Genomic DNA, 11763 nt, shown 5'->3' with positions numbered 1-11763 from the left:
GCTGCAGGACGGCGCACCCAACCCTGTCAAAGCCACCATCCGTGTCATTGGAACCTGGAATTAAAGGAGATATCCATGAGCATCCCTAAAGTGACTGTAATCATCGAAGACAGCTGTACCGGAGGCACCACCGTGAACGGACCCTATGCAACAACCGAACAACTGGCTGATCTTGCGGCCACCGTGCAGGAGCAAGGTCAGGCCATTACACAGCTGCAGGAATCCGGTGGTGGTGGAACGGGTCCACAGGGACCTGCTGGACCTCAGGGACCTGCAGGAGCGAACGGCAAATCGGCCTATGAAATCGCAGTGCAGAACGGTTTCAGTGGCACCGAAGAACAGTGGCTGGACAGTCTGATCGGTCCTCAAGGTCCTCAGGGCATTCAGGGTCCACAGGGTCCTGCGGGCTCTGGAGAAGGTGGATCAGAGGACTTGCAAGCCAGAAACGCCGCCAACACCTGGGGTGGATGGAGGATGCCCCACGGCTACTATGCTCCCAGTGCGGCCCATCCTGTGGTGGCATCCATCTCCAAAAACCCTTCAAACCCTGTGCTCACTCGTGGGGCTCCAGGCAGTTTTGATGCAGGCAGTCTGAGAGATGCTTTCGTATTTCGGGCCAGGGCCGCTTTGTGGCTTCTCTACACTGCAGCAAGTACAGATGTCACCCCGTATCACCCGACCATCGGACTGGCCCGCAGCCTCGACAATGGTCTGACCTGGACCAAACTCGGGCAGGTCATCGTGCCCAATCCAGTGGCAAGTCAGTGGAACAGCGGGGCAGTGTTTTCGCCCTGTGCTGTGTACGATGACACCACCGACGAACTGCACGTCTATGTCTCGGCCACTGTACTCCCCGGCCAGTGGTACACAGGACCCATCGTCATCGGGTACTTGCACTGTGCTGCAGGTGCAAATTGGGCGTCTCCTGCGTCCTACGTGTGGCATCCCACGCCTGTTCTGGAGCCCTCAGGACTGTCATGGGAAGGCAACCAAGGGAATTACAGCCCTGATGTGCGGATTTTGAATGGTCAGCTGACCATGTTCTGGATGACGAACCAGAACAGCGGCTCAGAATCTGGTGCCACAGACCCTTATATGGGTGTGGCGACTGCACCTATGGGGTCTTGGACTGGACCCTGGACGAAAAAACCGGCCTACCTGTTGGGCAACCTTTCGGGATTGAAGGTGGAGGAAGCGGCCACACTCCAGATGCCGAATGGACATCTCATCCAGGTGCTGGACGCTGCAGGGATGCACCCGCAACCCGACTACTGGTACACCACAGACCCCTCAGGACTGACCGGCTGGACCTATGGTGGCACCCTGTTCAGCGATCTGGAAGCATGGGAATCCGTGGTGGGTTCCAGCAGCCTGTGCTGGTTAGACGATGGACGGGCGCTTTTGACCTACAACGGCAAGGCGTCGGGAAGCTCCACGGACGCCCGTGAAATTGGTGTGCGCTGGCTGACCTTTGAGGGGACGCTGGCTGACCGACTCAATCAGGCTGCTCCCAGCAGTGGCGTGATTGGCAGTGTGATTTTCAATGGCACAGCTCCAGGCTCAGCGTCCTGTACCGGGGTGGTCCAAAGCGTGACTGCAATTGATGCTGGGGGGGGGAACACGCAATTCCGGGTGAACTTCAATCAGCCCGTGGCACGGTACACCATGTCCATCATTGGGTCGGACGATCAGGTCACTGCCACCATCGCGTACATCAGCAGCAGTGGTCTGAATGCCCCCAACGTGGATGCAAATGGGTTCCAGTTCTACTGTGCATCTTCCGGGGGGCAACCCCGCGTTCCACGGTTTGTGGCTGTCACCGTGTTCGGGTGATTGACAAAAATTAACTGTCAAACCTGCAAAAAATAAATGTCAAAACTTTTGACAGAAAAAAATTGCAGGTTTTGACAGAAAATCTTTGGCGCGACAGCTGGATTATAAATGTGGGAGAAATCACTTTCTTTTTTTCATGATCGAATATTCTCTATATGCACTGAGCGCAGCAAAACAGCGGCGCACACAGTGAAGTGACACAGGATGGTCCGGTAGTGTAGCGGTTAGCATAACTGCCTGTCACGCAGTAGGTCGCGGGTTCAAATCCCGTCCGGACCGCCAAAGTTGCCCCCGAGTTCAAACTCGGGGGTTTAGCTTGTCAGCCATTTTCCAGTGTCCTCCAGAAGAAAACAGACCAGATGCATTCAAAAAGTACATCTGTCTCTTCCCAAGTACGCCAAACAGAGCTGACAAAGGTGTACAATATTCGTTTGGGTGCCAAGTGGGTCCCCTGTCCAGCACCGCTGGGCAAGAGAAGCGAGTGAGAAGGTCAGGAGACCGTTTACCTTTCAAGCTTCGCAAAGACCCATCACAGGCCAAAGCCGACAGGTAAGAAAGGTAGACAGATGGAATACCGCAACATTGCAATCATTGCCCACGTGGACCACGGGAAAACCACCCTGGTGGACGGGCTCCTCAAACAGACCGTACAACTCGGACACGGCGAAGTCATCGAAGAACGCGCCATGGACTCCAACCAGCTTGAAAAAGAGCGTGGAATCACCATTCTCGCCAAGAACACCGCCGTGATGTACAAGGGCGTCAAGATCAACATCGTGGACACCCCCGGACACGCCGACTTCGGTGGAGAAGTGGAACGCGTGCTCGGCATGGTCGACGGATGCCTCCTGCTGGTGGACGCCGCCGAAGGCCCCATGCCCCAGACCCGTTTCGTGCTGCGCAAAGCCCTGGAACTTGGCCTGCGCCCCATCGTGGTGGTGAACAAGATTGACCGTCAGGACGCCCGTCCTGAAGAAGTGGTCAACCTCACCTTCGACCTGATGGCCGAACTCGGTGCCACCGACGAGCAACTCGATTTCCCCATCCTGTATGCCATCTCCCGTGAGGGCAAGGCGTTCAAGGATCTGGAAAACCCCAAAGACGACTTCTCTGACCTCTTCGAGATGGTGCTTGACCACTGCCCCCCACCCTCTGTGGACATTGATGCTCCCTTCCAGATGCTGGTCACCAACCTTGACTACAGCGAGTACCTGGGCCGCATCGTGATCGGTCGCGTCAAGCGCGGCAAGGTCAAAAAGGGTGAATTCGTCAACCTGATGCACAAAGATGGCACCATGACCAAGACCCGTGTGACCCAGCCCTTCACCCACCTGGCAATGAAACGCCTGGAAGTGGATGAGGTCAGCGCAGGGGACATCGTGGCTCTGGCCGGAATCGAAGACGCCCAGATTGGTGAAACTGTCGCTGACCTCGCCGATCCCGAAGCCCTGCCCATCATCACCGTGGACGAACCCACCGTGTCCATGGTGTTCCAGCCCAACACCAGCCCCTTCGCTGGCAAGGAAGGCAAATACGTCACCTCACGTCACCTGAATGACCGCCTCAAGAAGGAAGTCATGACCAACGTGAGCCTCAAAGTTGAAGAAATCCGCCCTGACGAGTTCAAGGTCTCCGGTCGTGGTGAGCTTCACCTCTCCATCCTGCTGGAAACCATGCGCCGTGAAGGCTACGAAGTGCAGGTTGGTGCACCCCAGGTCATCACCCGCGAAATCGACGGTGTGGTCTCCGAGCCTGTCGAGCACCTCGTGATTGACGTGCCCGAGCAGTTCTCCAGCACCGTGATCGGTGTGCTGTCCAGCCGCAAGGGTCAGATGGTCAACATGGAGCCCCAGGGCAACCGTGTGCGTGTGGAGTTCAAAATTCCTTCCCGCGCCCTGTTCGGTTTCCGCACCCAGTTCCTGTCCATGACCCAGGGTGAAGGCATCATGAGCCACATCTTCGACGGTTACTTCCCCTGGGCTGGCGAACTCAAAACCCGCCAGAACGGTTCTCTGGTCAGCATGGAAAACGGCCCCAGCTTTGCCTACTCCATCTTCAAACTGCAGGACCGTGGCCAGTTCTTCATTGACGCTGGCACCGAGGTGTACATCGGCATGATCGTGGGCGAAAATGCCCGCGAAGGGGACATGAACGTCAACGTCTGCAAAAACAAGAAGCTGACCAACGTACGCAGTGCCGGTGCCGACGAGGCCCTCACCCTGATTCCCCCCAAGCGCCTGACCCTGGAAGACGCCCTGGAGTACATCGGGGAAGACGAACTGGTGGAAATCACCCCCCAGAACATTCGTCTGCGCAAGAAGATCCTCAATCCCAGCATGCGCAAGTAAGACCCAGCATTGTCAAACAGGTGGCCGATGGCTGCCTGTTTTTTTGCTTTTCAGTCGGATGTAGCTTTCAATCAATGCTTTCTGGTCACTGTAGAGATCAGGTCTTTTCAACAGCGGTGCCAGCACCTGAAAATCCCAGCCAGCATCTCGCCGCATGAAAACAGCGCTTTTCAGAAAGCAATCCCAGACGACAGGAGAAGCGTTGGGATGCAGCATCACCTGACCAACAAGATGATATGCAAGGTTTCTGGGATGGTCCTGGACTTTCTGAGCATGTTGTCTGGCCCAGAACTCCAGAGCTGCAACTGGAAAAGCAGGAGAAGACAGAAAAAATGAAACTTTCGAGGTTTTTAAAATGTCTTCCCAGGGAAAGTCGGCAGGCTCGAAAGGATGTTTCTGCAAAATTCGGGTGGCCAATTCGGTTATGGCCTCGGGAGTGACATGTTTTGCCATTTCCGATATGGATTTCACGAGCGGTCTGGTTGGGACATTGGCGTGCCGACTGACCAGAATATAAGTTTCCCACTGCGCAGATGCACCCAGCAAATTGCGAACAGCTTCCTCATGGAGATCTGGGTGGGTTTCGCTGAGGCTCCTGATCAAAACATCATTGAACTGCCAGGGTCTCACATCTGGAAGAATCTGATTGAGCAATCTGGTGGAAAGTGCTGGATTGTTCAAGACGGCCTGAACCACCTCGGCTTCTTCATCACTTGCAAGTTCAATGTAAACAAAGTCTGGAAGATCTGGGGTTTCTGCAAATTTGATTCTGCCTTCAATGTCCTTTTTTCTCAGCAACTGCAACAAAATGTTTCCCCAGGTGACTGGGGTCAGATCGGTCTCCATGCTGTTCCTCCTGATGGAGATCTATTGTTGACCACTTCAATGAAAAATAAAGTGAGGAGACACATTTGAGATTTTTTTTCTTCGTGCTACACTCAAATCAATGATCCCTCCTGGCATGTCAGGAGGGATCTCGACTTTCAAAGAATCAGTATGGTGCAGCGAAGGTGTTGGTCCAGTAGTGCTTGTAGGTGCTGGTGCTGCTGTAGGCATAACCCACACCCAGTTCCTTGAATCTGGGATTCATGATGTTGGCGCAGTGTCCAGGACTGGTGAGCCATCCAGACACCACAGCCTGAGCAGTGCCATATCCAGCAGCGATGTTTTCACCAGCCGTGCTCCAGCGGTAACCCTGTGCCGTGATGCGGGCAAATGGGCTGCTGCCATTTGATCCTGTGTGGCTGAAAAAATTCTTGCTTGCCATGTCCTGACTGTGGAGTTGTGCTGCATTGGTCAGCAATGTGTTCAGTTTCAGGGCAGGGGCAGCGGCATAAGAGGTGGTGCCACATTTCCTTGCAGTCGCTCTTGCCTGATTCACCAGGGTGAGGATCTGGCTGTTGATGGTGGCTGTGGCCATGGAAGAGATGCTGTCCTGAACAGGAATGGTGGTGATTCCAGTTTCTGGGTTGTTCAGGGGATCAGAGCTGACCTGATTGCATGAAACAGCGAGCAGGACCATCAGCCCTGCACACAGGAAGGCACGTTTTAGCATGGGTTCAGTTTAAAGTCTGGATTCTCAGGATTTTAAGATGCATGAATTCATAAACACAGCTTCCTCTCAGGTGAGTTTCATGACCAGCGATCCTGCTGTGGGCCTGAACAGGTTGTAGTAGCATGGAAGATCTGAAAGCAGACCCATGAAAGAGATCACCAGCACCCAGAACCCTGAGCTCAAAACCCTGGTCAAACTCCATGACCGCAGGCACCGTCGCAAGGAAGGCAAATTCCTGATTGAAGGTGCACGGGAGGCCTCCCGTGCCCTGTTGGCTGGAGTTGAAGTTGAAAAACTGTATTTTTGCGAGGGCTTTTTCAGTCCCGAAGCCCTGGAATTGTACCAGGATTTTGATGCCGTGGAGCAGGTGCGCCTGTCACGGCCAGCCTTTGAAAAGATCAGCCTGAGGGAAAACCCCGACGGTATCCTGGCTCTGGCTGTTCTGCCCGAGTTTGATCTGCAGGAGCTCCACCTTTCTGAACAGGCCCTGGTGCTGGTTTTGCAGGGCCTCGAAAAACCTGGGAACCTGGGTGCTTTGCTGCGCACTGCGGACGGTGTGGGGGTTGATGCTGTCTTCATCACTGGGGAAGGTACGGACCTGTACAACCCCAATGTCATCCGGGCCAGTCAGGGAAGTGTGTTCACTCAGCCTGTTCATGCTGTCCAGGATGAGGAACTGCTGGATTTTTTGAAGCAGAGCAGCTTCACCATTCTTGCAGCCACACCACACACCCAGAAAACCTACTGGGAGGCAGATTATTCTGGACCCACCGCCATCTGTCTGGGAACAGAGCATGAGGGCCTCAGTGAATTCTGGATGCATCAGGCCACAGAGCAGGTGGTCATCCCCATGCAGGGGACAGCAGACAGCCTGAATGTGGGGATTGCTGGAGCTTTATTGCTGTATGAGGCCCTGAGGCAACGAAAGCATTAATCCACAGAGGACTTCTTTTCCAGTTCGATGATCTTTTGCCAGAGGGCCACTGCTGACACACCTGCATAACCACTCTCTTGTGCATCATTGCATTCAATGACCACCCAGCGTCCTGACGCAGTCTGGGCCACATCCACCACCAGAAAAGGCACGTTCAGACGCTCTACCACTGTTCTGGCTGTATTCAGGAGGTCCTGCAGTTCTTCCCTGTTGGCTGAGTACGGAGGTCCATCCAGCCAATAACGGCCCAGACCAGCCAGTTCCCCCCGATACCAGAACGTGCGAAATTCAAAAGCCACAGGCAATTGATCTCCCTGACCTTCCTGCAGGATTCTGAGCGGCAAAAGTTCTCTGCAAACCAGGGTTTGCCAGTACAAAATGGGATCTTGCTGGTATCCTTCCAGAATGGACTTCAGCTCAGTTGAGTCGCTGGCCACACAGAGGGAAGCCTGATGTTGGCTGGTCTGGCGGGCTCCTTTGATGAAAACCGGAAAATCAAGCTGCCTTTCGATGTCTTCACTGGAGGGAAGGTGATCGAACCAGATGCTCCTGGGGGTCAGATCGGTCAGCAGGGGATACCACCCTGGCAGTTCTGACGCCCGCAGGTGTTCGTCGGGTGTGTTGATCATCCGCACTCCCTGATGCAGCCATTCCTGATAAAAAGCAGGATAGTCTGGGATGGCTCCAATGCGGGCAATCGCCTGCACTTCAGCAGGAATGTGGTATGGATGGCTGCAGGCAAAGAGATGTTCAAAAGGAAAGTCATAGATCTGATTTGAGATTTTCTGTTCCAGAATCCACAGGGTCTGGTCCAGCAGCATCAGGTTGCTCATGACCCCATGATAAATCAGTCAAAATGGAGGCCCCCTGAAACCAGAGGGCCATGAAAGAATGGGAAAAACATCTCACCGTATTCGGCAAAGAAGCGGCGCAACCGCCATGGTTCCAGTGTACGCAGGTTCTCTTACCAGATTCTCACACGCTGGGACATTTGATTTTATGCAATCCTGATATCTTTAGTCGGGATTAACATGCGAACAGAACTCAGCACCATTGACCTCGGACAGACAGTGACCCTGCACGGCATTCACCCTGCCCACCCCATGCGAAAACGCCTGTTCGAATTGGGATTCATCCCCGGGGCCTCCATACAGGTGATTCGCAAAGCTCCCCTCGGTGATCCAGTGGAACTGGTGGTCGGTGGAACCCATTTTGCCCTGAGGCTTCAGGACATGAAGCAGATCTGGGTCCACGGATGACTGTTGCCATGCAGGCCAGAACGGTCCTGGTGATCGGGAACCCCAATGTGGGCAAGACCACCCTGATCAATGCCCTCGCTGGGACCCACCTGAAAGTGGGCAACTGGAGCGGGGTCACTGTTGAGAAAAGGGAAGCCCGTTTTGACCTGCATGGCACCTCCATCCATCTGACCGACCTGCCAGGAGCCTACTCGCTCAGTCCGCAAACCCCGGAGGAACTCATTGCCCGGACGGCCCTGCTGGACAGTGCCCCGGATCTGATTGTCAATGTGCTGGATGCAGGTCAGCTGGAACGCAACCTTTACCTGACCCTGCAACTTCTGGAGTTTCGCCTGCCCATGGTGGTGGCCCTCAACCTGATGGATGAGGCCAGAAACAAGGGCCTGTCCATTGACCCCAGAAAACTGGAGCAGGAACTGGGAGTACCCGTCATCGAGATGGTGGCATCGCAGGGCAAAGGGGTGCAGGACCTCAAGAAGCACATGCTTCATCCTCCTGCACAGCCTGGATATCAGGTGAAGCCGCCTCCGGCCTTGCTGGAGTCCATAAAGCACCTCTGCAAGGCCATGGCTCCACACCCGAAACTTCTGCCCTACGCTAGACCCTTTCTGGCTTCGATGCTGCTGGAAGGAGATGCCACACTGCGTTCAAGGCTGACCATCACTGGGCACCAGGATGTGGTTGCCGATGCGGACCGCTTGCTGCAGGACCTCAGCGGGAAAGGCATTGATCCCTTCATGGATCTGGCAGACCAGCGTTACTCAGAAGCCCACCGGATCGCCGGGGCTGCAATCACCACTGCAGAGAAACGCCGCACCCTGACAGAAAGGCTGGATGCGCTCCTGCTTCACCGGATTCTGGGCATCCCCGTGTTTCTGCTTTTGATGCTTGGCGTGTTCCGCCTGACCTTCAGTGTGGCCCAGCCTTTTGTGGATTTCATTGGAGGGCCTCTGCAGGACACTGTTTCTGGGTGGGTCTCAGCTGTGTTGCACATGCTGCATGCCCCATCAACAGTCAGTTCGGTTTTGCTGGGTGCCGTGATTCCAGGGGTTGGAACCGTTCTGGCCTTTCTTCCCACCTTGCTGGTGCTTTACCTCGCCATGAGTTTTCTGGAGGACAGCGGATACATGGCCCGCGCCGCCTTCCTGATGGATCGCCTGATGCGCTCGGTGGGCCTGGATGGCAAGGCCTTCATTCCGATGATTCTGGGCTTTGGCTGCAATGTACCCGCAGTGTATGCCACCCGCACCCTGGAAAGCCCAGGGGCCCGTCTGGTCACCAGCATGGTCGTGCCCTTCATGTCCTGCTCGGCCCGACTGCCTGTATATGTGGTTTTCAGTGCAGCCCTGTTTGCAGGTTACGCAAGCTGGGTGGTGTGGGGAATGTACGTGCTGGGTCTGGTGGTTGCTCTGGGTTTTGCAGCACTCATCACCCGCATGCTGCCCACCACAGGCTCGGTGACTGTGCTGGAACTTCCCCCTTACCGGTTGCCCGCAAGGCAGGTGTTGTGGAAACAGGGTTCCAGACGCACAGCAGCTTTTGTACGGCGGGCAGGAACCACCGTACTCATGGCTGTGGTCCTGGTCTGGCTCACCCTGTCGATTCCTGTTCAAATGGGAGGGCACTTCGCAGCAGTTGCACCTGAAAACTCACTTTTTGGCTGGGTGAGTGCCCTGACTGCCCCCATCTTCCGCTGGGCAGGCTTTGACACCTGGCAGGCCACAGGTGCCCTGATTCCAGGTTTTGTGGCAAAAGAAGTGGTGGTGGGAACCCTGGGGCAGATTTACCTGGGTCAGCAGACCACTGCAGTGGCTCCCTTTGGTGTCTTGCAAGGTCTTGAGCACCTGCTTTCCGGGCTCTGGATTGCTGTTCAACAGTCCGTGGCTGCCATTCCAGGCCTGATGGCCCTCCCGTCTTTCTCAGTGGATGCTCCTGACAGTTCGCAAAACAACCTCATTGCTGCCCTCCGTCATGGATTCACAGCTGCCTCTGGACTGGCCTATCTGGTTTTTGTGCTGCTCTATACGCCCTGTGTGGCCACCATCACCGCCATTGCCAACGAGCAGGGGAGAAAGGTTGCCTGGATCACGGTGACCTACCAGATCGTCACAGCATGGTTGCTGGCCGTTCTGACCTACCAGTTCTTCAAGGGGTTTTTGTGAATGGCACGATAGGGCCACTGGACCATATCCTGCACCTCCTGAAAACCGGTCCTCAAAAGCCTGAGCGCCTTGCTCTGCACCTCGGGGTCAGTGAAGAGGCCCTCTCAGGCATGATCCAGATGCTGCAGATGCGGGGTTACGTGCAGTGGGTCACCACCAAACAGACGGGTTGTGAAAAATGTGCAGTCAAAGGCTGGTGTGCCCTCCCCACCCAGGAAGGTTGTGACAGTCTGGGACTGACAGCACTGGGGTTGCAAAGGGCATCTGTTTCAGACTCTACTTAAAGGTTCAAAGGCACAAAGATCCCACTGCACCACTTCTGGTCCTGCCAGATGGAACAGGACAGCGCAGGGTGCGATTGCTCCTTCTGGGGAGGATGCACGTTCAGAGACAGGCGTCCCCAGAGCGTGCCATCTTCTGCTTTCAAAACACCCTGCAGGCGAATTGAGGTTCGCTGCTGACGCATCAGGGGATGATGCTGGGCCTCAAGGGTTCCTGAGACTGCAAAGCTCTGGCCTTGCCACCTGAGATGACCTGAAAAAAAACTTTCGGGACGGCTCACCTTCAGGTGCAACGTGCACTCCTCTGCTGGAAGATCTCTTTGATTCTGGTGTTCCCAGAGGATCTTGCTTCCCGTCAGTGCAGAACACATGGTGTAGGTTTGCAGCACCCACATCCCCAGATGGTAAAGGAATTTTTCAAATCCATGGCTCTGGCAGGAAGTCTGCTGGTGTTCTCCGGTTGAGAGGTCAAACCTTCCCAGATGGTTGGGGGTCAGGTAGTGCAGGACTCCATCTCTCAGGTGCAGACCCACATATCCTTCTGCTTCACCGTAGAGGTCAAGCACATGCATGGGATTCCAGCTTCGCGTGTCCAGAATCTGCAGCATGTGATTGCGGTATCCAACGGCCAGCACATGGTTTTCTGCGTCATGGCTCAGAACACAGGGTCCATTCTGGTCCTTCCGCTCAGGATGGATGAAGACTGGAAGGGTGGTCTTGACCGTTCCATCTGAGAGATCCACAATCTGGGACAGCCAGGTTTTTCCTGCATCCCTTGAGACAGCTTGCAGGCCATACCGCCCATCCTCACTGAAATCCACACACCTGATCACTTGCGGATCAAAAGGGAGGGTACACAGAACCTGCCCTGATATGGCATCATGGACCCCCTGCTCATGTTCTTGCGTGATGACTTTCGACCCGTCTTTGCTCACCCATCCGCCCCATGGATGCTCGTGAAGGATTTCAAAAGTTTCTGCAGAAACCACCCAGGTGCGTTCTGAACCCGAGACAATCAGCACATCATCTGGATGGTAGGCCACCTGTCCAATCCAGTCTGGTTGCAGCGTTCTGAGTCTTTTTCCGGTCTGGAGATCGTAAATCACAAGCTGAGATCGACTCATTTCCAGCAGGTGTCCTCTGCGGGTGTCGATGGTCATGCCGATCAAAGTGCCGTCTGGCTCCAGGGTGCCTGACCATGCACTGTCCGTCAAGAATGCAGGCACTGCGGCCCTGATCTTCCAGGTCATTTGCAGGTGCAACCAGAACAATTGCAAACGATTCATTTTTTGGTTGGTGATAATGAAAGTCTTCATGCCTGATTCTATTGCGTTCTGGCTCACTGGAATCTCACAGAAAAACCCCTCCTGTGTTTGCACAGGAGGGACTGG

The 11763-nt window shown here is 54.9% G+C and carries 10 protein-coding genes and 1 tRNA gene; 8 read left to right on the top strand and 3 right to left on the bottom strand.

Features of this window, described 5'->3' with window-relative positions:
• The first annotated feature begins 75 nt into the window (after window positions 1–75).
• The 4 genes from DC3_RS26775 (at window position 76) to DC3_RS26760 (ending at window position 5096) form a co-directional block, all read left to right on the top strand.
• On the top strand, window positions 76–1833 hold the full coding sequence (locus tag DC3_RS26775) for a hypothetical protein (RefSeq protein WP_146891126.1): 1758 nt from the start codon (window positions 76–78) through the stop codon (window positions 1831–1833).
• 206 nt (window positions 1834–2039) lie between these two features.
• Window positions 2040–2115 (top strand) — tRNA-Asp (locus DC3_RS26770).
• 284 nt (window positions 2116–2399) lie between these two features.
• Window positions 2400–4181, top strand: a complete 1782-nt coding sequence (gene typA / locus DC3_RS26765; protein ID WP_146891123.1) for a translational GTPase TypA — start codon at window positions 2400–2402, stop codon at window positions 4179–4181.
• A 576-nt stretch (window positions 4182–4757) separates the two neighbouring features.
• Complete coding sequence (locus DC3_RS26760; protein ID WP_146891120.1) at window positions 4758–5096, top strand: hypothetical protein; 339 nt, start codon at window positions 4758–4760, stop codon at window positions 5094–5096.
• A 76-nt stretch (window positions 5097–5172) separates the two neighbouring features.
• On the opposite strand, the gene DC3_RS26755 is transcribed toward DC3_RS26760, so the two are convergent.
• Window positions 5173–5736, bottom strand: a complete 564-nt coding sequence (locus DC3_RS26755) for a CAP domain-containing protein (protein ID WP_146891117.1) — start codon at window positions 5734–5736, stop codon at window positions 5173–5175.
• Between the two features lie 145 nt (window positions 5737–5881).
• Here DC3_RS26755 and DC3_RS26750 point away from each other — a divergent pair, with 145 nt between their 5' ends.
• The gene (locus DC3_RS26750) at window positions 5882–6670 is read left to right on the top strand and encodes a TrmH family RNA methyltransferase (protein ID WP_146891114.1); all 789 of its coding nucleotides are present in this window, start codon (window positions 5882–5884) and stop codon (window positions 6668–6670) included.
• On the opposite strand, the gene DC3_RS26745 is transcribed toward DC3_RS26750, so the two are convergent.
• Complete coding sequence (locus DC3_RS26745; protein ID WP_146891110.1) at window positions 6667–7503, bottom strand: ATP-grasp domain-containing protein; 837 nt, start codon at window positions 7501–7503, stop codon at window positions 6667–6669. The genes DC3_RS26750 and DC3_RS26745 overlap by 4 nt on opposite strands.
• 198 nt (window positions 7504–7701) lie before the next feature.
• Here DC3_RS26745 and DC3_RS26740 point away from each other — a divergent pair, with 198 nt between their 5' ends.
• The 3 genes from DC3_RS26740 to DC3_RS26730 are packed head-to-tail and all read left to right on the top strand — an operon-like array spanning window position 7702 to window position 10375.
• Complete coding sequence (locus DC3_RS26740; protein WP_146891107.1) at window positions 7702–7929, top strand: FeoA family protein; 228 nt, start codon at window positions 7702–7704, stop codon at window positions 7927–7929.
• The gene (feoB, locus tag DC3_RS26735; protein WP_146891104.1) at window positions 7926–10091 is read left to right on the top strand and encodes a ferrous iron transport protein B; all 2166 of its coding nucleotides are present in this window, start codon (window positions 7926–7928) and stop codon (window positions 10089–10091) included. The genes DC3_RS26740 and feoB overlap by 4 nt, the downstream gene beginning before the upstream one ends.
• The gene (locus DC3_RS26730; RefSeq protein WP_146891101.1) at window positions 10088–10375 is read left to right on the top strand and encodes a hypothetical protein; all 288 of its coding nucleotides are present in this window, start codon (window positions 10088–10090) and stop codon (window positions 10373–10375) included. The genes feoB and DC3_RS26730 overlap by 4 nt, the downstream gene beginning before the upstream one ends.
• Here DC3_RS26730 and DC3_RS26725 read toward each other — a convergent pair.
• Window positions 10372–11688 (bottom strand): WD40 repeat domain-containing protein, encoded by a 1317-nt coding sequence (locus tag DC3_RS26725; RefSeq protein ID WP_146891098.1) that lies wholly within the window; start codon window positions 11686–11688, stop codon window positions 10372–10374. The genes DC3_RS26730 and DC3_RS26725 overlap by 4 nt on opposite strands.
• Between the last annotated feature and the right edge of the window lie 75 nt (window positions 11689–11763).

This window comes from Deinococcus cellulosilyticus NBRC 106333 = KACC 11606 (assembly GCF_007990775.1).
GTDB lineage: Bacteria > Deinococcota > Deinococci > Deinococcales > Deinococcaceae > Deinococcus_C > Deinococcus_C cellulosilyticus.
Note: the sequence above shows the minus strand (reverse complement) of the source record. Positions and strands in the feature narration are given on the sequence as shown.